General features: G+C 67.7%; 18 protein-coding genes. 8 read left to right on the forward strand and 10 right to left on the reverse strand.

Annotated features, from left to right (window positions below; all coding sequences use genetic code 11):
* Positions 1-10: 10 nt before the first annotated feature.
* Positions 11-445 (reverse strand): curlin, encoded by a 435-nt coding sequence (locus GGR25_RS06045; RefSeq protein ID WP_183397868.1) that lies wholly within the window; start codon positions 443-445, stop codon positions 11-13.
* Positions 446-665: 220 nt separating this feature from the next.
* Between GGR25_RS06045 and GGR25_RS06050 the strand changes: the two genes are divergently transcribed.
* Entirely contained in the window at positions 666-914 is a 249-nt protein-coding gene (locus tag GGR25_RS06050) for a hypothetical protein (protein WP_183397869.1), read from the forward strand.
* 84 nt (positions 915-998) lie between these two features.
* On the opposite strand, the gene GGR25_RS06055 is transcribed toward GGR25_RS06050, so the two are convergent.
* Positions 999-1,943: an AraC family transcriptional regulator gene (locus tag GGR25_RS06055; protein ID WP_183397870.1), complete on the reverse strand. Its 945-nt coding sequence runs from the start codon at positions 1,941-1,943 to the stop codon at positions 999-1,001.
* 135 nt (positions 1,944-2,078) lie between these two features.
* Here GGR25_RS06055 and GGR25_RS06060 point away from each other — a divergent pair, with 135 nt between their 5' ends.
* Both GGR25_RS06060 and GGR25_RS06065 read left to right on the forward strand, forming a co-directional pair.
* A complete protein-coding gene (locus GGR25_RS06060) occupies positions 2,079-2,936 on the forward strand; it encodes an NmrA family NAD(P)-binding protein (RefSeq protein ID WP_210299835.1) in 858 nt (285 codons plus the stop codon).
* A gap of 33 nt (positions 2,937-2,969) precedes the next feature.
* Positions 2,970-3,416 (forward strand): nuclear transport factor 2 family protein, encoded by a 447-nt coding sequence (locus GGR25_RS06065; RefSeq protein ID WP_183397871.1) that lies wholly within the window; start codon positions 2,970-2,972, stop codon positions 3,414-3,416.
* Positions 3,417-3,490: 74 nt separating this feature from the next.
* Here GGR25_RS06065 and GGR25_RS06070 read toward each other — a convergent pair whose 3' ends face one another.
* Genes GGR25_RS06070 through GGR25_RS06100 form a run of 7 tightly spaced genes read right to left on the reverse strand, consistent with a single transcriptional unit; the run spans position 3,491 to position 11,205 of the window.
* The gene (locus GGR25_RS06070) at positions 3,491-4,354 is read right to left on the reverse strand and encodes an alpha/beta hydrolase (RefSeq protein ID WP_183397872.1); all 864 of its coding nucleotides are present in this window, start codon (positions 4,352-4,354) and stop codon (positions 3,491-3,493) included.
* A complete protein-coding gene (locus tag GGR25_RS06075) occupies positions 4,351-5,364 on the reverse strand; it encodes an NAD-dependent epimerase/dehydratase family protein (RefSeq protein ID WP_183397873.1) in 1,014 nt (337 codons plus the stop codon). Before GGR25_RS06075 ends, GGR25_RS06070 begins: the two co-directional genes overlap by 4 nt.
* Positions 5,361-6,041, reverse strand: a complete 681-nt coding sequence (locus GGR25_RS06080; protein ID WP_183397874.1) for a GntR family transcriptional regulator — start codon at positions 6,039-6,041, stop codon at positions 5,361-5,363. The genes GGR25_RS06075 and GGR25_RS06080 overlap by 4 nt, the downstream gene beginning before the upstream one ends.
* A complete protein-coding gene (locus GGR25_RS06085) occupies positions 6,041-6,637 on the reverse strand; it encodes an amino acid synthesis family protein (RefSeq protein WP_183397875.1) in 597 nt (198 codons plus the stop codon). The genes GGR25_RS06080 and GGR25_RS06085 overlap by 1 nt, the downstream gene beginning before the upstream one ends.
* Positions 6,634-8,394: a hydantoinase B/oxoprolinase family protein gene (locus GGR25_RS06090; RefSeq protein ID WP_183397876.1), complete on the reverse strand. Its 1,761-nt coding sequence runs from the start codon at positions 8,392-8,394 to the stop codon at positions 6,634-6,636. The genes GGR25_RS06085 and GGR25_RS06090 overlap by 4 nt, the downstream gene beginning before the upstream one ends.
* A gap of 2 nt (positions 8,395-8,396) precedes the next feature.
* Entirely contained in the window at positions 8,397-10,490 is a 2,094-nt protein-coding gene (locus tag GGR25_RS06095) for a hydantoinase/oxoprolinase family protein (RefSeq protein ID WP_183397877.1), read from the reverse strand.
* Positions 10,491-10,521: 31 nt separating this feature from the next.
* Positions 10,522-11,205, reverse strand: coding sequence for an isochorismatase family protein (locus GGR25_RS06100; protein WP_183397878.1), 684 nt, complete (start codon positions 11,203-11,205; stop codon positions 10,522-10,524).
* A 286-nt stretch (positions 11,206-11,491) separates the two neighbouring features.
* Between GGR25_RS06100 and katG the strand changes: the two genes are divergently transcribed.
* From katG to GGR25_RS06115, 3 genes are all read left to right on the forward strand, one after another.
* Positions 11,492-13,669 carry a catalase/peroxidase HPI gene (gene katG / locus GGR25_RS06105; protein ID WP_183397879.1) on the forward strand — a complete coding sequence of 726 codons (2,178 nt, stop codon included), beginning with the start codon at positions 11,492-11,494 and terminating at the stop codon, positions 13,667-13,669.
* Between the two features lie 153 nt (positions 13,670-13,822).
* Positions 13,823-14,722, forward strand: coding sequence for a carbohydrate kinase family protein (locus GGR25_RS06110; protein WP_183397880.1), 900 nt, complete (start codon positions 13,823-13,825; stop codon positions 14,720-14,722).
* 42 nt (positions 14,723-14,764) lie between these two features.
* On the forward strand, positions 14,765-15,814 hold the full coding sequence (locus GGR25_RS06115) for an ADP-ribosylglycohydrolase family protein (RefSeq protein WP_183397881.1): 1,050 nt from the start codon (positions 14,765-14,767) through the stop codon (positions 15,812-15,814).
* 73 nt (positions 15,815-15,887) lie between these two features.
* Here GGR25_RS06115 and gnd read toward each other — a convergent pair whose 3' ends face one another.
* On the reverse strand, positions 15,888-16,868 hold the full coding sequence (gene gnd, locus GGR25_RS06120) for a phosphogluconate dehydrogenase (NAD(+)-dependent, decarboxylating) (protein WP_183397882.1): 981 nt from the start codon (positions 16,866-16,868) through the stop codon (positions 15,888-15,890).
* A gap of 208 nt (positions 16,869-17,076) precedes the next feature.
* Between gnd and GGR25_RS06125 the strand changes: the two genes are divergently transcribed.
* Both GGR25_RS06125 and GGR25_RS06130 read left to right on the forward strand, forming a co-directional pair.
* Positions 17,077-18,324, forward strand: a complete 1,248-nt coding sequence (locus tag GGR25_RS06125) for a cation:proton antiporter (protein ID WP_183397883.1) — start codon at positions 17,077-17,079, stop codon at positions 18,322-18,324.
* A gap of 80 nt (positions 18,325-18,404) precedes the next feature.
* Entirely contained in the window at positions 18,405-19,244 is an 840-nt protein-coding gene (locus GGR25_RS06130) for a sugar phosphate isomerase/epimerase (RefSeq protein WP_183397884.1), read from the forward strand.
* Positions 19,245-19,297 lie beyond the last annotated feature (53 nt).

Below are 19,297 nucleotides of genomic sequence, written 5' to 3' on the forward strand. Positions count from 1 at the left end.
GCCGCCCGGCTCAGGGGCAGGCCTGCACGAAGGCCGCGACATTGCCGCTGCCGCCCTGGTTGACGTCGGCGGCGCAGCCATGGCCGACCTGCACGCCGGCCGCGACATTGCCATTGCCGTCCTGCGTCAGGACCGCCGTATGGCCCGAGCCGAACTGGCCGATGCCGGCGACATTGCGGTCGCCATACTGGTAGGTGGCGCCATAATTGCCCGCGCCCTGCTGGCCGATCGCCGACAGGTTGCGGCTGCCATATTGCTGGCCCGTGGCGCTGTTGAACTGGCCTTCCTGATAGACACGGACCCGGTTGCGCCAGCCATTCTGGACGCCGCCGGCCGAGTTCTGCCAGCCATACTGCTCGATGCGGACATCGTTCGCCGAGGCGGGGCTGGCGGCGAAGCCGGCCGCTGCGAGCAGGATGGCGCCGATGAGCGAGGTACGGATCATGGGGATCACTCCTTCGTTGCGGCCCGTGCCGCGTTGTGACGCCCTCCTTGTAGGAAGACGCGGCGGAACGGCGGCTGAAGGGGGTGTTCACCGGGCATTCACGCGCCGCCGGCGCCCCGTGCCGGACCACAAATGGGGGGTGTTACAAATCGATACGCGCACGACATCGCGGAGCAACGCGGCGATGTGATCGTGGCTTCACCAGCCATTGGAGCCGACCATGCACCGCCGTTTCGCCGTCTCGATCCTGCTCGCAATCCTCTCGCTCGCCACGACCGCCGCCGCCGCGCAGCAGCCGACGGATGCGCAGCGCAAGGCGGTGCGCGACGCCTGCATGGCCGACCTCAAGACCGTCTGCGCCGGCGTCACGCCGGGCGAAGGCCGCGTCGCCGCCTGCGCCAAGGCCAATTTCGCCAAGCTCTCCCCGCCCTGCCAGCAGGCGCTGATCGCGGCGAAGAAGGGTGGATGAGGGGGGCTTGTTGGCGACAGACGGGTTCATTGCGTGGCCCGCCTAGCGGAGCAGCGTCCCGTGCTCCCGTCATGTGCCCGATGATCAGCCGCCGTGAATGCGGTCTCTTCCATCGCTGTTGCCGGCATTGGCCAGTTCCAGCAGCCGCCATGCGCCCGGTGGTTGCCCGTGATGGCGCCGGAAGGCCGAGGCGAAAGCATAGGGCGAGCCGTAGCCGACCCTCTCGGCAATCTGTGCGAGCGACATGTCATCGGCACGTAGATGATCGCGCGCAAGTGTCATGCGCCAGTCGGTGAGATAGTCCATCGGCGTCTGGCCGAGCGCCTCGCGGAAGATACGGGCGAAGGACGCGCGGGAGAGGCCGCTGATCCGCGCGAGCTCGGGGACCGACCAGGCCCGGGCCGCATCCTGATGAATCGCCTGCAACGCCGTCTTGAGGCGCGGATCCGCCGACGCCCGATACCAGCGCGGCGTGGTTGGGCTCTCGCGAAAGCTCGAACGGAGAGCGAGGACCAGAAGAACGTCGAGCAGGCGGTCGAGGACCGTGTTCTGTCCGGGCTCAGAGGCAGAGAGCTCGCGTGACAAGAGACTGATCACCTCGCGCAGCGGGTCGCCGATCGCCGGCGTGAGCGGCATGACCTGTGGCAGCGCGGCGAGGAGGCCACGGCCGATATCGCCGGACAGCCGGTAGGCGCCACACAGGAAGATGGTCGCCCCCGGATCGTCGGAAACACTCTCGCCCGCGTGCCGGGCCCGGAATGTCTCCGGATCGAGACATTCGGCGCCGGGCTCATGCCCGATGGAATGGTCCGGCCCGCCGCGCACCAGCGTGACGTCGCCCGGAGTAAGCCGCATCGGTTCGGTCTCACCATCGTCGAGCCATAGCCATCCGCGCCCCTGGACGACCGCGTGAACGGCCAGCTGAATCGATCCGCCGAGCCGCAGTCCCCAGGGCGGGCTTGCGACGGTGCGCGCGAAGACGGCGCCCGAAGCGCGCGCCCGTAACAGATGGTCGTTCAGAAGGTCCATGCCGCAGGCTAGATCGGACGATCGAGTCGGTCAATTGGATGAGCGTTTTGATTAAATAATCGAGACGTTAGCGCATTGATACGATCAGTCCGTAGTCTCATCATGACATCACGTTGCAACATGGGAGCAAGACGGATGATGAGTTCATCGCGGAAGACAACGCTCGTTCTCGGCGGCACCGGGCGAAGTGGGGCGCTGATCGCGCAGACGCTGGCCCGCCACGGGCTGGACGCCCGCCGGGCAGCGCGCCACGGCGGGGATGTCGTCTTCGATTGGGACAACCAGTCCACATATGGGCCGGCGCTCGAAGGGGCCGACTGCGTCTACCTCGTCACGCCTGTCATGCGGACTCGGTTTGCCGGTCAAGTTGCCACCTTCCTCGATCTCGCGGAGCAACGCGGCGTTCGGCATGTGACCTATCTGAGTGCCTATGGCAGCGATAGGGCGCCGCCCGAGATCGATATCTATGCCGCCGAACGAGAGCTGGCCGGCAGGACAGCCTTAGGCCATTCGATCCTGCGCCCCGCCTGGGTTATGCAGAACTTCGCCGACCAGCACCTGCCGCTCATTGGCGACACCTTCACCGTGCCGACTGGCGGCGGTGCGGAGGCCTATGTCGACGCGGCGGATATCGCGGCAGTGGCGGTCGAGACGCTGGTCGACCCGGATGCTCACGCCGGGGCGCACTACGCGCCGACCGGGCCGCATGCGCTCACCATGGACCAGGTAGTCGATATCGTCTCCCGGGCGGTCGGTCGTCCGATCGCCAGCAACGATGTCGATCCGGAACATTGGATTGGCAGTGCGGTCGAGGCAGGCTTCGTGCCGGCCGATTATGCGGTGATGCTGCGTTGGCTAACGAGCAGCATCATCTCCGGCAACGGCGCGCGGCCGAACACCGATGTCGAACGCGTCACCGGCAGGCCGGCGACGTCGTTCGAGGTTTTCGCCCGGCGCCATGCCGCGGCTTGGGCGCTGCGGTCGGTCGCGTGAGCGGCAGGCGGCAATTTGACGAAGGAGACCGGGATGATCGGGAAGACCAATGCGGCCCAAACACCTTATGCGGCCTATCGAGGAGCAGAACCCTATTTCACGCTGGTCCGGCAGGCGCTCGGCGAACGCGTTGATGGTGCGCATTTCTTCGATATCGTCGCCGACGATGTCTCCTATGAGGTCCGCTACGAGCTTGGCTGGCCGCGCATCATCCGAGGCCGCTCCGATCTGATGGCAGCTTTCCTGAGCTATGTAGAAGGCATCTGCCTGCGTTCCGCCGACGGGCTGATCGTCAACGCCGCCGACAGCGGCCGTGTCGTCACCATCGAATACGACGTTCACGGCACGATCCTTTCAACCGGGGTCCGCTATGAAAACCGCTTTTGCTCGGTCATCGAAATCAAGGATCGTAAGATCGCGCGTTGGCGCGACTATATGGATTCCTATGCGGCATGGCAGGCGCTGACGGCCAAGGCCTGACGGGGAGAATTATCAAACGGCGACCGGCCCGCACGCTGGGGCTCGCGAGATCAACCGCCCTCAGCCCCGTCGCCTCAGACGGCCATGCGCTTGAGAAGCGCCGCGTTCAGTTCGCTGCCCGGCTCGGCGATCGTCTCGATCACCGCGAAATGGTGCAAATCGCCGATCTCGAGCGTCGGGACGATCGCGCCGCCGCGTTCGAGCGTGGCGGCGTAGTCGCGCTGCTGGCGCTTGAATTCGTCGGATTCGCCGCCGCCGCAGACGAGCGTGAGCGGCGGCATTTCCATCTTGGTCTGGCAGATCGGGCTGCCGCGCCAGGCCATGGGCTCGTCGAGGCCGACGGTCTCGTTGAGATAGGAGAGGCGGATCGGTTCGAGATCGTAGAGGCCGGAGACGGCGAGGCCCCCGGCGACGATCTCGGGTGGCAGCGCGGCGTCGAAGCTCTGCCAATGCGTCGAGGCGGCGATGGCCGTCAGATGGCCGCCGGCGGAATGGCCGGCGAGGAAGATGCGGTTGCGGTTGCCGGGGATGACGCCGCCCGCATTCTTCCAGGTGAAGGCGACGGCGGCGCGCACCTGGCGGATGATCTCGTCCATGGTCACATGCGGCGTCAGCGCATAATTGATCACGACGAGATTGACGCCGGCGTCGACGACGCCTTCCGCGACGAAGCGGAAATCCACCTTGTCCTTCCAGATCCAGTAGCCGCCATGGATATAGATCAGGATCGGGCCGTCCGGATCGGCCGAGGGGAAGACGTCGAGCTTCTCCATCTCCGACGGGCCATAGGCGATATCGACGATGCAGGGGCGCTTCGCGGCGCTTGCGTCGCTGCGGGCGCGCCAGCGATCGAAGATCGCATAGGAATCCGGCGCTACCAGGCGCTCATATTGCGCGTCGAGCCCCTCCTGGTCATAGCCGCGATAGACGGGGGTCATGCTGCGCTCCGCAGGCCGAACTGATCGTGCCGTTCCTGCCATTCCATCAGATGTTCGAAGGCGGCGTCGAGATCGAAACGGCCGGTCGGCCCGAATTCTTGCGTGAAGCGGTCGCCGGAGAGGATGCCGCCATCATGGTCGCCATAGAGGTCGATCGGCGCGCCGTCACCCGTGCCGACATGGATCTGGAACGCCGGGAAACGCGCGGCGAGACGGTCGCACCAGTCGGCGATCGACCACACATAGGGCGTGCCGAGATTATAGACCTTGTGCCTGTGCGAGGGTGTGTCGAGCAGCGTGACCAGTGCGCTGGCGGCGTCGCGCGCGAAGTGCCAGTTGCTCTTGCCCCGCCGCGGCAGGAAGGCGTGCCGGCCGGCGATCGCGAGCGTATTGGCCTGGAAGACCGGGTTCATGAAGTCGCGGATGCCGGTGCGGTATTCCCATGGGCCGAACACGCCGGCGAGCCGCCCTGCGACCCAGTCGAGCCCGGTCGAGGCGCCGAGCAGGTCGAGGATCATCTCGCCGGTCCATTTCGACAGCGCGTAGATCGTGCCGGGTGCCTTCGGCCAGTCCTCGTCCAGCAGCGCATAGTCGGGCACGCCGCCGCCGAAGACCGCGTTGGACGAGACGAAGACGAAGCGCTCGACGCCCAGCGCCGCCGCGGCGCCGGCGACGGCGGTGAGCCCGCCCATATTGACGCCGACCGTGTGACAGGCCTCGGTGCGTTCGCGCGCCGTGTTCGAGGTCACGGCTGCCGCGTGCACCACGCGCTTGACGCCATATTCGCTCATGATGCGCTGCATGGCGTGCTGGCTGCGCACATCGGCGACGATCTGCACCAGGCGGCCGGGCAGCTCGGCGAAGGCGAGGGCCGCGATCTGCGGCACGGGGCGGTCGGAGACGCCGATGACGTCGTCGCCGCGCGCGAGGAGGTGCTCGACGATGTTGAGGCCGACGAAGCCGCTCGATCCGGTGACGAGGATGGTCATCTTGGCCGAGGCCTCCATCATGATGAGGGCGCGTCCATCGCGGCGATGGCGCTGAGCGCCACCGCGCGCGCGGCGCGGATGTGGTGGGTGGAAAGGCGCGCCGCCTCGGCGCCGTCGCCGGATTTGAGCGCGGCGCAGAACGCGCGCATCTCCTCGAGGCTCGCCGCCGGGCGCCCCGGCTGAGACATGGAGAGCGAGCGCAGATACGAGACGCGGCTGTGCAGCGCGGAGAGGATCTGCCCGAGCACGATATTGCCGGCCCCGGCGAAGACCTCGTCATAGAAGCGGCCGTTCGAGTCGCGCTGCGCCTGCCGGTCGCCTGAGCGGGCGGCGGCCTCGATCGCGGCGAAGGCGGCATCGAGCCGCTCGGCACGCTCCGCCGTCATATTGGCGGCGCAGAGCGTCGAGGCCTCGGCCTCCAGCAGGATCCGTACATGATAGAGATCGCCGATCTCGGCCGCGCTCATCCGCGTGACGATGAAGCCGTGCCGGCGGTTGCTCTCGATCAGCCGCTCGCCCTCGAGCTCGCGGATCACCTCGCGCGCGATGGTGCGGGAGACGCCGTAGCGCTCGCAGATCTCGCGCTCGGTCAGCCGGTCGCCGGGACGCAGCTCGCCGTCATAGATCGCGACGCGCAGCAATTCGCTCGCCTGCTGGCGCACGGAGAGGAGGGCTGGCGGCGCGAGCGGACCGGACATCAGCGGAGCCCGTCCTCGCCGACAATCTCGGCCGCATCGACGCCGCCGAGCCGCGCGTTCAGCCGACCGCGCGAGGCGAAGGCCGCGAGGATCGCGATCTCGTCGGGCAGCGGCGCATCGGGCAGATGCACGCTGATGCCGTCATAATGCGAGCGGACATAGAGCGCGTCCTTGTGCGCCAGCGGCACGTCGATGACCGTGCCGGGCGCCGCGCGCTTGGAGAAGGACGAGATCCAGGCCTGCCCGCCGCCGATGCCGGCGCGCAGCGAATCGCCGAACGGCGTCGTGATGAGCGCGATGCCGTGCTCCTGTTCGCCGTTCAGGCCGACCACGGCACCCTTGCCATAGCTCTCGATCGGCGCGCCGCCCATGGCCTCAACGGCCGCCGCCGCCATGGCGCTGCCGAGCGCGGCGCTCGGAGCGATCAGCGGCGAGAGATCCTCGGTGAAGGGTTTGCCGGCGAAGGGGTTGTTCAGGACGACCACGACCGCGACCTTGACGAGCGGCCGGTCGGCCGCGAGACCGGCCTCGGCGGTGGTGATGTCCGTGAGCACGAACTGGCGGCGGATCGCGAGCGTCGGAACGGCGATGATCATCGCGCGGCCTCCATCGCGGCGCGCCGCGCCGTCGTCGCGGCAAGGTCGAGCGTGTGATCGGGGCTGATGACGACGCCATAGGCGCGCTCGGCATAGGCGCGCGTGCAGAAGCCGTCGAGCACGTCGTCGAGCACGGTTTCGGCCGGCCGCTCGAGCGGGTCGCCATAGCCGCCGCCGCAGGGCGAATAGAACGCCATCGTGTCGCCCGCCTTCATGACGACGCCGGAGATCTTCGCATACTGGGCCTCGGTGGTGCCGTCGCGGTTCGCATGGTTGAAGATGTCGACCCGCCCTTCCGCCCCGTCCGCGCCGCCGAACAGACCCCAGGGCTTGTCGGTATGGCGCTCGGCTTCGTGCGTCAGCCAGCCGCCATCGAGCAGGCGCTGTTCCTTGACGACGCCGATGCCGCCGCGGAACTTGCCGGCGCCGCATTCGACATCGTCGCGCAGCTCATAACGGTCGCAGATCATCGGCAGGTGCATGCCGAGATCCTCGATCGGATTGTTGCGGGTATTGGCCATGAGATTGTCGATCGAATCCGGTCCATCCGAACGCGGGCGGCCGCCATAGGCGCCCTCGTTCACTTCGATGAAGACCCAGTAGTCGCCGCTTTCCTTGCGCAGGCCCGAATAGGCGACGAAGGAGAGCGAGGCCGACGAGCCGGCGATCGCCTTGTCGGGCAGGACCGGCGAGAGCGCGCGGATGATGCAGTCGATCATCCGGTTGCACTGCGAAAAGCGCGCCGAGGCGGCGGTCGGGAAGATCGGGTTGAAGATCGTGCCCTTCGGCGCCGTCACCTTGATCGGCCGGAACGAGCCCTCATTGGCCGGCACGGGCACGGCCGATGTGTAGGCGTCGAGCAGCAGCGAGCGGAAGGCGACATAGCAGGCGACCTTGGTCGAGCCTTCGAACGGCACGTTGAATGCCGTCGGCACCTGCGGCGAGGAGCCGGTCAGGTCGACCTCGGCCTCGTCGCCGCGAATGCGCACGCAGACCTTGATCGGCAGACGGACATTGCGGTTGCGCCCGTCATCGTCGAGCCAGCTCTCGGCGGTGTAGTCGCCGTCGGGAATGGCGGCGATCGCCTGGCGCAGCATGCGCTCCGTATAGTTCATCAGCTCCGCCGAGGCCGCCTCGACGGTGTCGGCGCCGTAAGTGGCGTAGAGTTCCTGGAAGCGCTTGGCGCCGAGCTGGGCCGAGGCGATCTGCGCGCCGAGATCGTCCTGCAATTGCCGGCCGACGCGGGAATTGTCGCGGAGATAATTCCAGAGCGTCTCGTTGCGCACGCCGCCCTCATAGAGCTTGGCGGCCTTCAGCAGCATCCCCTCGCCGAAGATATCCTGGATATCCACGATGAGGCCGGGCGTCGCAGAGCCGATATCGACGTGGTGCGCGGTATTGGCGGCGAAGCCGACATGCCGGCCCTCGAAGAAGACCGGCACGACGACGGCGATGTCCGGCGAATGGCTGGCGCCGAAATAGGGGTGATTGTGGATGACGACGTCACCCTCGCGCCAGGGCGTGGTCATGGTCGCGTCGATACCGCGCAGATAGCCGGGAATCGAGCCGATATGCAGCGGCGTGTTGTCGCTTTCGCAGAGCGTCGCGAAATTCGCATCGAACAGACCGGCGCCGAGGTCCTCGCTCTCGCGGATGATCGAGGAGAACGACATGCGGTAGAGGACGTAGGCCATCTCCTTGGCGATGGTGTGCAGCGCACCGCCGATGACCTGCAGCGTGACGGGATCGATGGTCATGATCACGCCTCCCGCGCGATGTGAATATTGCCGGAGCGGTGGACGCGCGCGGTGAAGCCCGGCGGCACCAGCGTGGTCGAATTGTGCTGCAGGATGATCGCCGGACCCGGCACGGCGTGGCCGGCGCGCAGTCTGTCGCGGTCATAGCGCGGTGTTGGCACCGTCTTGCCGTCGTCGAAGGTCGTCGGCCGCTCATAGAGAAGCGCGGCGGAGAGATCCTGCGACGGCGCCGCGGCGAGCTCCGGCCAGACCAGCGGCGGCACTTCGGCGAAGCCGATGACGCGCAGCGTCACGATCTCGACCACGCCATCGTCGAAGCCGTAGCCATAGTCGCGCCGATGCACGGTGTGGAAGGCCTCCGCGATCGCCGCCGTGCTCTCCGGCCCGAGTTCGCCCTCCGGCAACGGCGTGCGGAGTTCGAAGCCCTGGCCCTGGTAGCGGCATTCGGCGACCCGCTCGAAGCGATGGCGCGCCGGCTCGACCGCATCGGCCGAAAGCCGCTCGGCCGCCAGCGCGGTGAGCTCGGCGAGCGTCGCATTGACGGCGGAAAGATCGCCCGCATGCGGCCCGGTGAGCAGCGTCGGCGTCGAGCGCGTGAACTCATAGGCCATGCGCGTCGCCAGCAGGCCCATGGCGGCGGTGATGCCGGGCGCGGGCGGCACGATCACTTCCTTGGCCGAAACGGCCTCGGCCAGCGCGACGCCATGCAGCGGGCCGGCGCCGCCGAACGGCATCAGCGAGAAGCGGCGCGGATCGAAGCCGCGCGCCACCGAATTCGAACGGATGGCGAGGGCCATATTGGCATTGACGATGGTCACGATGCCGAGCGCGGCCTCGGTGAGGCTCATGCCGAAGGGCTCGGCGATCTTCTCGCGGACCGCCTTTTCGGCGAGCGCCGGATCGATGCGCATGTCGCCGCCGAGGAAGCGCTCCGGATCGAGGCGGCCGAGCACGACATGCGCGTCGGTCACCGTCGACTCCGTGCCGCCATTGCCATAGCAGGCGGGGCCGGGCGCGGCGCCGGCCGAGCGCGGGCCGACGCGGAAGGCGCCGCCGGCGTCCTTGAAGGCGATCGAGCCGCCGCCGGCGCCGATCGTGTCGAGATCGAGCATCGGCGCGAGCACGGGATGATGCGCCACCACCGTATCGCGCGGGTTCATGATGCGGATCTCGCCATCGGCGATGACGCCGATATCGGCCGAGGTGCCGCCAATATCGATGGTGATGACATTGCCGACATCCGACATGGCGCCGGCCCAGCGCCCGCCGATCACGCCGCCGGCCGGGCCGGACATCAGGATCGTGACGGGGCGCTCCGAGCAGGTCGCGACCGTGCCGATGCCGCCATTCGACTGCATGATGCGCAGTTCCGCATCCATGCCGTGGCTCTTAAGGCGGCTTTCGAGATTGCGCAGATAGCGCGCCGTGCGCGGACCGACATAGGCGTTCATCGCCGTGGTCGAGAAGCGCTCGAACTCGCGGATGACATTGGCGACCTCGGAGGAGGCGGAGACGAAGGCCTCCGGCATCTCCTCCTTCACGATCTCCAGGGCCGCCTTCTCATGCGCGTCGTTGAGGAACGAGAACAGGAAGCAGACGATGACGGCCTCCACGCCGCGGCCCTTCAGCTCGCGCACCGCGGCGCGGACTTCGTCGAGGTCGATCGGCGTCTCGACGTGCCCGTCCGGCGGCATGATCCGCTCAGTGATGGGCATGCGGTTGCGCCGCCTGACCAGCGGGCTCGACTGCCAGGGCACGTCGAAATGCAGCGAGAAATTGTGGGGCCGCTTGTGGCGGGCGATGTGCAGGAGGTCGCGGAAGCCCTTGGTCGTCAGCATGCCGACTTCGGCGCCGTTCTGCTCGATCGTGATGTTGGTCGCGACCGTCGTACCATGCACGACCAGTTCGACCGCCTTCGGATCGACCGCGGCAAGGCGGCAGATGGCGAGGATGCCGTCGACGACGCCGATCGACTGATCTGCGGGCGTCGAGGGCACCTTGTGCACGAAGACGGTACGGCCGTCGGGGCCCGCCTCCGCCTTTTCCAGCACGAGGTCGGTAAAGGTGCCGCCGACATCGACGCCGATCTTTGCCATGGACATTCCTTGAAGGCTGCGGCCGGGCCGCTCAGACATTGCGCGTCGGCAGATGCGAGAAATAGGTGAGCACGGTCTCGAGGCTCTCGACATCGCCGAACTTGGCGTCGATGTCGAAGAGGTTCCATTCGACCGCGCCGGCGATGCGGTCGCCGACGCATTCGCGCACCACGATCGGCCGGAAGCCGGCCCAGAGCGCATCCTCGCAGGAGATGCGCACGCAGGAGGAGAGCGTCACGCCGGTCAGGATCACCGTGTCGACGCCGAGGCTGGTCAAATAGCCGGCGAGATCCGTGCCCTCGAAGGCGCTGGCGCGCTTCTTGACGACCAGAAGCTCGTCGTCGCGCCGCTCCAGCCGGTCGTCGATCTCGCAGAGCGGGCTGCCGGCCTTGAGATGTTCGAGCGGGATCTTCTTGCCCCAGAGCCCGGTATCGGCGAACGGCCCGTCCACGATGTCATAGGCGCAGGTCGTGAAGACGATCGGCAGGCCGAGCGCGCGCCCCGCTGCGATCAGCTTCTGCGTCGACGGGATGATCGTCTCCATGCCGTCGCAGGCAAACGCGCTGCCCTCGGTCGTCCAGGCCTTGGCGAGGTCGACATTCACGATCGCCGGACGTGCGCCGAAGCCGAGCCGGCGCATGAAGCCGCGGCCACGATAGAACTCGGAATACTCCTTGAACGCCGTCCGGAGTGCCGCCTCGAAATCACGGTCCATGAAGAGCCTCGATGCTGATACGCCGAGGCTCGTACGATTGTATGACAAAGTCAATGCGGAACGCGCGACATGGCCGTGCGATAATCTCCGCTTATCGTTCCAATCCGAAAATCAGAATTAATCCAATGAGCGAGATTTGCTAGAAAGATGGCGGAGGAGAGAAGCGGTGCGCCGGTGATCCGGCGCCCGGCCAAGGAGGCGCGGAGCGATCGCGAGATGTCGCGCCGACACTGAAGAGCCACCTCGACAAAGACGCCAAGCGAACGAGCGGAGATCGGAGAGAGCTATGGATGCCAAGACCGAAGACAGCGCCGGCAAATGCCCGGTGGACCACGGCGCGGGCGCGACGCAGAACAGCCAGTGGTGGCCGAACCAGCTGCGCGTCGACCTGCTGAGCCAGCATTCGGAAAAGTCCGATCCGCTCGACCCCGGCTTCAGCTATCGCGAGGCGTTCGGCAAGCTCGACTATGAGGCGCTGAAGAACGATCTCCGCCAGCTGATGACGGATTCGCAGGATTGGTGGCCGGCCGATTTCGGCAATTACGGCCCGCAGTTCATCCGCATGTCCTGGCACGCCGCCGGCACCTATCGCCTCGCCGACGGGCGCGGCGGAGCGGGCCGCGGCCAGCAGCGCTTTGCGCCGCTCGACAGCTGGCCGGACAATGTCAACATCGACAAGTCGCGCCGCCTGCTCTGGCCGATCAAGCAGAAATACGGCCAGCAGATCTCCTGGGCCGACCTGCTGATCCTGACCGGCAATGTCGCGCTCGAGAATATGGGCTTCCGCACCTTCGGCTTCGCGGCCGGCCGCGAGGACACATGGGAACCCGACCAGGACATCAACTGGGGCGCCGAGCGTGCCTGGCTCAGCCATCGCCGGCTGGAGAAGTTCGACAACCCGCTCGCCGCGACCGAGATGGGCCTCATCTACGTCAACCCGGAGGGCCCGAACGCCAGCGGCGATCCGATCGAGGCGGCCGCCTATATCCGCGAGACCTTCGCGCGCATGGCGATGAATGACGAGGAGACGGTCGCTCTGATCGCCGGCGGGCACACCTTCGGCAAGACGCATGGCGCTGGTCCCGCGACGCATGTCGGCCCCGACCCGGAAGCCTCCGATATCGAGGCGCAGGGCCTCGGCTGGGCGAGCACCTATGGCAGCGGCTCGGGCAAGGACGCGATCGGCAGCGGCCTGGAAGTCACCTGGACCCAGCAGCCGACCCAGTGGACCAATCTCTTCTTCGAGAACCTGTTCAAGTTCGAGTGGGTCCAGACCCGCAGCCCCGCCGGCGCGATCCAGTGGGAGGCCAAGGACGGGCCGGACGACATCCCGCTCGCCTTCGATCCGACGCGCAAGCAGAAGCCGCGCATGCTGACGACCGACCTGTCGCTGCGCTTCGACCCGATCTACGAGAAGATCTCGCGCCGCTTCCTGCAGAACCCGCAGGCCTTCGCCGAGGCCTTCGCACGCGCCTGGTTCAAGCTGACGCATCGCGACCTCGGGCCGCGCTCGCGCTATCTCGGCCCGGAAGTGCCGAAGGAAGTGCTGATCTGGCAGGATCCGGTGCCCCCGGTCGATCACCCGCTCATCGACGCCGCCGATGCGGCAGCGCTGAAGGCGCGCGTGATTGCCGCCGGCCTCGCCGTGTCGGAACTCGTCGCCACGGCCTGGGCTTCCGCCTCGACCTTCCGCGGCGGCGACAAGCGCGGCGGCGCGAATGGCGCGCGCATCCGCCTCGCGCCGCAGAAGGACTGGGAGGTCAACCAGCCGCTGCAGCTCGCCAAGGTGCTTGAAGTGCTGAAGGGCATCCAGGCCGAGTTCAACGCGAATGCGGCCGGCGGAAAGAAGGTCTCGCTCGCCGATCTGATCGTGCTGGCGGGCAATGCCGGCGTCGAGCAGGCGGCGAAGGCGGCCGGCCACGACGTGGCGGTGCCGTTCCGGCCAGGCCGCACCGACGCGACGCAGGAAGAGACCGACATCCACGCCTTCTCCGTCATGGAGCCGCTGGCCGATGGCTTCCGCAACTACCAGAAGGACGGCCTCTCCGTGCCGGCCGAGGTGGCGCTGATCGACAAGGCGCAGCTCCTGACGCTGACCGCGCCGGAAATGACGGTGCTGATCGGCGGTCTCCGCGCGATCAACATCAATACGGACGGCACCACCCATGGCGTGCTGACCGACCGGCCGGGCGTGCTCACCAATGATGTCCTGGTGAACCTGCTCGACATGTCGACGCAGTGGAAGGCCGTTCCGGGCTCGAAGGGCGTCTATGAAGGCACCGACCGCAAGTCCGGCGCCGTGAAATGGACCGGGACGCGCGCCGACCTCGTCTTCGGATCGAACTCGGTGCTGCGTGCCCTCGCCGAGGTCTATGCGAGCTCGGATGCCAAGGAGAAGTTCGTCAAGGACTTCGTCGCGGCCTGGACCAAGGTGATGGAACTCGACCGCTACGACCTGCTCTGAGCGCAGCATCGCTCGCAAATCCGGCCGGTCGCCCTTGGGGCGGCCGGCCTTTTCGTTTTCGCCGCGCGTTCCCGCAGCGGGCGGATTTGGCTCGGCGCCCTATCCAAGGCAGGCTTCAGCCTCTAGAAAAGGCCGAACAATGAGCGATCCGTCATGAGCCGCATCTACTGCCTCTCCACCGTCGATCTCGATCGCGTCTTCGAGATCGATCATTTGCCGGCTCATGACGAGAAGATGTTCGCGTCGTCCTATCGCGAAGTGGCGGGCGGGCAGGGCGTCTTCACCGCGCGGGCGCTGGCGGCGCTGCATGCGCCGGTGACCTTCGTCGGAACGGTCGGCGACGACCTCACGGGCACGTTCCTGATCGAGGAGATGAAGCGCGTCGCCGGGCTCGAGGTCGCGATCGAGCGGCTGCCGGGCGTCGCCAGCGGCTCCTGCGTCATCCTGGTCGACAAGACCGGCGAGAAGGCGATCGTGCTCGCGCCGATCCATGGCGACCTCGTGACGCGGCTGGGGGAGACGCTGAGCGTTGCGCCGGGCGATCTCGTCACCTGCAATTTCTTCGATCCGGCCGCCATCCAGCGCCTCTTCGCCCGTGTGCGCGCCGAGGGCGGGCTGTCGCTGATCGACATGGAATTCACCGGCATCCGCATCCATGGCTGGGACGCGACCTTCGCCACGGCGGCGACGGCAGACGTCATCTGCACCAACAAGACGGCGCTCGCCGCCTGGTGCGAGCGCGAGATCGTCTCCGGCACTCTTCTGGACCGCGCCGAGGCGCTGGCGCAGGCGCTCTCCGGCGGGACGCGACGCGTCTGCGTCACGCTGGGCGGTGATGGCGTGCTGGTGCATGAGGGGGGCCGCTCCGTCCACGTACCGGCCCTTCCAATCCGCCCCGCCAACACGACCGGTGCAGGCGATACGTTCTTAGCCGGCATAGCATTCGCGCTGGCGCGGGGCGATCGCTTCGTCGACGCGGCCGGCCTTGCGACCCGCGTCGCCGCCGATTTCCTCGTGCATGGCCATGTCGATCCGGCACGCGCCGGCGTCTGATCCGTTTTTCCTTCTTACTCTTTTTCGCCGATGGAGCCTTTCTTGACCCAGTCGTCCCTCACCCTGTCCGAGCGTATCGAGAACGTGCTCACCGCCGCCTGCCTCGGCGATGCGCTCGGCGCGCCGCCGGAGGCGATGTATCCGGGCGACATTCCCGCCGTGTTCGGCGGCCGCATCACGCGCTTCTTCGCGCCGCCGCCCATGGCGCCGTTCTCGATCGGCTCGGTGCCGGGCTCGCTGACCGACGACGCGACGCAGATGCTCGCCATGGCCGAGATCGTCATCGAATCGAAGGGCCAGCCGACGCTCGCCGACGCGGCGCGCGGTCTGATCCGCTGGGCGGATGACCCGCGCGGCTTCGGCCGCTTCGCCGGCCCGACGACGCAGGCCGCGATCCTGCGGCTGAAGGCGGGCGAGGATCCGTCCGTCGTCGCGACGCCGGCGCTCTATTCGGCCTCGATGGGCACGACCAATGGCGCCGCGATGCGCGCGCCCGTCGCCGGCTGCATCCGGCCGGGCGATATCGAGGGCGCGGTCGACGTGGCCGCGATCCTCTCGGCGCCGACGCACAATACGCAGATCGCCTGGTCGGGCGCCGGTGCCGTGGCGGCGGCGATCGCCGCCGGCCTCGCGCGCGACGGCTCGATCTCGATGGCCGATGCGGCGATGGCCGGGGCCGAGGCGGGCGAGAAGCTCGCGGCGAGCCGCGGCCGTTTCGCGGCCGGGCCGAGCGTCATCCGCCGCCTCGAACTGGCGCTCGCGATTGCCGAACATTTCGAGGGCGATGCCGATGGCGCGATGGAAGAGCTCGGCGCCGTGATCGGCGCGGGCCTGCCGATGGCCGAGGCTGTGCCGGTGGCCGTCGGCCTCGCCGTCGCGGCGGCGGGCGACCCCTGGGCGGTGATCGTCGCGGCGGCCAATGCCGGCAATGATTGCGATACGGTCGCCCTCTTCGCCGGCTCGATCGCCGCCGCCTGGACCGACGCGATCGGCGCGCCGGACGACTTGATCGCCGAGATGAAGCTCGTCAACGGCCTCGATCTCGGCGCCACGGCGTCGGACCTCGTCGCCGCCTGCGGCCTGAAGGGGTAGGGCGGAAGCCCTCTCTTCGCCTCCCGCTGATGGGGAGGCGAAGAGCAGAAGGCGTCAGGCGCCGAAGCGTCCCTTACTGCGGGATCTCGACATGCCCGCCGAAGCCGAAGCGCATCGCGGAGAGCATGCGGTCGCCATAGGTGTGCTCCTCGCGCGAGCGGAAGCGCGCGAACAGCGCCGTGGCGAGCACCGGGATCGGAACGGCTTCCTCGATCGCGGCTTCCACCGTCCAGCGGCCCTCGCCGCTGTCGGCGACCGCACCGGAATAATGCGAGAGCTCGGCATCGCTCGCCAGCGCCTGCGCGGTGAGATCGAGCAGCCAGGACGAGATGACCGAGCCGCGGCGCCAGACCTCGGCGATATCCGCCATGTTCAGATCGAAGCGCTGATCTTCCGGCAGCTCACCCGAATTCTTCATCTTGAGAACGTCGAAGCCTTCGGCATAGGCCTGCATCATGCCGTATTCGATGCCGTTATGGACCATCTTCACGAAATGGCCCGACCCGGCCGGGCCGGCATAGAGATAGCCGTTCTCGGGCCGGTGATCGGAGCCGGGCTGCCGGCCGGCGGTGCGGGTGATCGTGCCGAGACCCGGCGCCAGCGTCGCGAAGATCGGATCGAGCCGGCGCACGACATCGTCGGGGCCGCCGATCATCATGCAATAGCCGCGCTCCAGCCCCCAGACGCCGCCGGAGGTGCCGACGTCGACATAGTGTAGGCTCTTCTCGGCCAGCGCCTTGGCGCGGCGGATATCGTCCTTATAGAAGGTGTTGCCGCCATCGATGATCACGTCGCCCGGCTCGAGCAGGCCGGAAAGCGCGGTGATCGTGTCCTCGGTCGGGCGGCCGGCCGGCAGCATCACCCAGATCGCACGCGGCTTGGCGAGCTTGGCGACCAGCGCCTCGATGCTGTCCGCGCCCGAAGCGCCGTCCGCGGCGATGGCCGCAACGGCGTCGGCGGCGCGGTCAAAGACCACCGTCTCGTGGCCGCCGCGCATCAGGCGGCGGGCGATGTTGCCTCCCATCCGGCCGAGGCCGATGATACCCAGCTGCATTGGTCTGTCTCCGTTTCCCTGTCAGGCGCCCTGCGCTGCCTCACGCTAGCGCGACTCTATGAACGGTTCGTACCGCGGCGACGACAATCCGCCGGGAGCGGCGCTCATTTCAGCCCATCCGCACCGCGCTTCCGCCGCGGGCCTTGCCCATCGGCCCGGCGATGCCATTGTCTTGCGGCCGCGCGGGGCGGCGATTCGGGGTCGACCTTTGCTTTCGAGTTTTGACGTAGCGGCGCTGCTCTTCGTGTTGGCGGCAGTCATCGGTGTCGCCAATGAGCGCTGGTTCGGCTTGCCGCGCCCGATCGCGCTTCTCATCGGCGCGATCATCGTTTCGCTCGGCATTCTGTTCGCGTCCGACGTCCTGTCGCTCGATCTGCAGCATCGGACGCGCATGCGCCTCGTCCATTCCGACCTGCCGGACGTGCTGCTCGACGGCGTGTTGGCGCTGCTGCTCTTCGCCGCCAGCCTGCAGGTCGATCTGGTCGCGCTGCGCCGGCATCTCGTGCCGATCGTGCTGTTCTCGACCATGAGCGTCGTCATCGCGATGCTGTTGTTCGGCTTCGGCATGTTCAAGCTGTTCGCGCTCGCGGGCGTGCCCGTGCCGCTGGCCTGGTGCTTCGTGCTCGGCGCGATCCTCGCGCCCACCGACGCCGTCGCGGTGGAGCAGCTTCTGCACCGGGTGAAGATGCCCGAGAGCCTCCGCGCCATGATCTCCGGCGAGAGCCTCTTCAATGATGGCGCGGCCGTCGTGCTGTTCTTCGCCGCGCTCGCCGCCGCGACGGGGCTCGAACATGAGACGGGGCATGGCGAGATCGCGCTGCACCTGATCGTGGCGAGCCTCGGCGCCATCGCGCTCGGCGCCGCCACCGGCTTTGTCGCCGCCGCCGCGGTGCGCCGCATCGTCGAGCCGGCGCTGGTCGTCACCGTCTCGCTCGGCCTGATCCTCGCGACCTATCGCCTGGCGGCCTGGCTCGAAATCTCCGGTCCCGTCGCCGTCGTCGTCTGCGGCCTCGTCTTCTACAATGCCGGCGGACGGCGCATCGAGACGCTCGGACATGGCGCGCCGCTCAAGGCGTTCTGGTCGATCATCGACGACCTCGTGAACACGCTGCTGTTCCTGATCATGGGCTTCGAACTGCTGGCGATCCGCTTCACTGCGGTGCCGCTGATCCTCGTCGGCGCGGCCATCCTCATGTCGCTGTTCGTGCGCTTCGCGTCGATCGCGCTGCCCATGCTCCTGGCGCGGCGGCCGGAAGGCGGGCGTGCCCCGGCCATCGCCGTGCTCACCTGGACCGGCCTGCGCGGCGGCATCTCGCTCGCGCTCGTGCTCGGCCTGCCGGAGGGGCCCTATCGCGACGAGCTCGCCATGGTCTGCTACGCGGTCGTGCTGTTCACGGTGCTGATCCAGGGCCTGTCGACGCCGGCGCTGGTGCGCCGCCTCTATTCCAAGGGCTGAGCCGCCTGCGCTCTGGCAACTGGCCGCCGCCCCGTGCCATGCTGGCGTCAACCATAAAGGGAACGCCAGGGAAGAACGCCATGCAGAAGCTCGTCGTGATGCAATCGCTGTGGGCGATGGAGCGCCGCCAGCCGGACGGCCTCGAACGCTCGCTCGAGATGAACCTCGAGATGATCGTCGAGGCGCGCTATGGCGGCGTTTCGACCGACTGGCGCGACCGCGAGACCTCCCGCCGCATCGCCGCCTTCCTGAAGCCGCACGGCCTCGTCGTCGAGGGCCAGTGCTTCCCCAAGACCGTCGATGATTTGAAAAGCGTGCTGGAGATCGGCACCGAGACCGGGCTGCACCATCTCGACATCCAGCCCGATGTCCGTCCGCGCACGCTCAAAGAATGCATGCCGCTGATCGAAGGCTGGACCCGCCTCGCCGAGGAGGTGGATTTCCCGGTCTATATCGAGACGCATCGCGACCGCATGACGACGGACCTCTTCTTCGTCCTCGACCTGCTCGACGCCTTCCCCAATCTGAAGCTGCTCGGCGATCTCTCGCATTTCCTCGTCGGCCGGGAATTCGCGACGCCGGTGGACGCGACGAACCACGGCTACATCCACCGCGTGCTCGACAATTGCTGGGCGCTGCACGGCCGCGTCGCCAGCCGCGAACAGGTGCAGGTCGAAGTCTCCTTCCCGCATCACAAGATGTGGTTCGACCTTTTCCTCGGCTGGTGGGAATACGGCATCCGCTCGTGGCGCAAGCGCGCCGGCGCGAATGACAGCCTCTCCTTCGTCTGCGAACTCGGGCCCCAGCCCTACGCCATCGCCGGCCCGGACGGCGCGGACCTCTCCGACCGCTGGAGCGACGCGCTGATCATCCGCGAGGCGGTGGAGAAGCTGTGGGCGCGGATCGCGGCGGAGGGGTAGGGCACCGCCGCGCCATACCCCGCCCCATGCCGCGGGACGAGAGGGGGCATCCG

It is taken from the genome of Kaistia hirudinis (genome assembly GCF_014196455.1).
Lineage (GTDB): Bacteria > Pseudomonadota > Alphaproteobacteria > Rhizobiales > Kaistiaceae > Kaistia > Kaistia hirudinis.

Bases quoted from the DNA above. Each gene is read 5' to 3' on its own strand.
- GGR25_RS06045 (WP_183397868.1), bottom strand. From the start codon at position 445: ATGATCCGTACCTCGCTCATCGGCGCCATCCTGCTCGCAGCGGCCGGC.
- GGR25_RS06110 (WP_183397880.1), top strand. From the start codon at position 13,823: ATGAGCCGCATCTACTGCCTCTCCACCGTCGATCTCGATCGCGTCTTC.
- GGR25_RS06050 (WP_183397869.1), top strand. From the start codon at position 666: ATGCACCGCCGTTTCGCCGTCTCGATCCTGCTCGCAATCCTCTCGCTC.
- GGR25_RS06130 (WP_183397884.1), top strand. From the start codon at position 18,405: ATGCAGAAGCTCGTCGTGATGCAATCGCTGTGGGCGATGGAGCGCCGC.
- GGR25_RS06075 (WP_183397873.1), bottom strand. From the start codon at position 5,364: ATGATGGAGGCCTCGGCCAAGATGACCATCCTCGTCACCGGATCGAGC.
- GGR25_RS06065 (WP_183397871.1), top strand. From the start codon at position 2,970: ATGATCGGGAAGACCAATGCGGCCCAAACACCTTATGCGGCCTATCGA.
- GGR25_RS06070 (WP_183397872.1), bottom strand. From the start codon at position 4,354: ATGACCCCCGTCTATCGCGGCTATGACCAGGAGGGGCTCGACGCGCAA.
- GGR25_RS06060 (WP_210299835.1), top strand. From the start codon at position 2,079: ATGATGAGTTCATCGCGGAAGACAACGCTCGTTCTCGGCGGCACCGGG.
- GGR25_RS06095 (WP_183397877.1), bottom strand. From the start codon at position 10,490: ATGGCAAAGATCGGCGTCGATGTCGGCGGCACCTTTACCGACCTCGTG.
- gnd (WP_183397882.1), bottom strand. From the start codon at position 16,868: ATGCAGCTGGGTATCATCGGCCTCGGCCGGATGGGAGGCAACATCGCC.
- katG (WP_183397879.1), top strand. From the start codon at position 11,492: ATGGATGCCAAGACCGAAGACAGCGCCGGCAAATGCCCGGTGGACCAC.
- GGR25_RS06085 (WP_183397875.1), bottom strand. From the start codon at position 6,637: ATGATCATCGCCGTTCCGACGCTCGCGATCCGCCGCCAGTTCGTGCTC.
- GGR25_RS06055 (WP_183397870.1), bottom strand. From the start codon at position 1,943: ATGGACCTTCTGAACGACCATCTGTTACGGGCGCGCGCTTCGGGCGCC.
- GGR25_RS06090 (WP_183397876.1), bottom strand. From the start codon at position 8,394: ATGACCATCGATCCCGTCACGCTGCAGGTCATCGGCGGTGCGCTGCAC.
- GGR25_RS06080 (WP_183397874.1), bottom strand. From the start codon at position 6,041: ATGTCCGGTCCGCTCGCGCCGCCAGCCCTCCTCTCCGTGCGCCAGCAG.
- GGR25_RS06100 (WP_183397878.1), bottom strand. From the start codon at position 11,205: ATGGACCGTGATTTCGAGGCGGCACTCCGGACGGCGTTCAAGGAGTAT.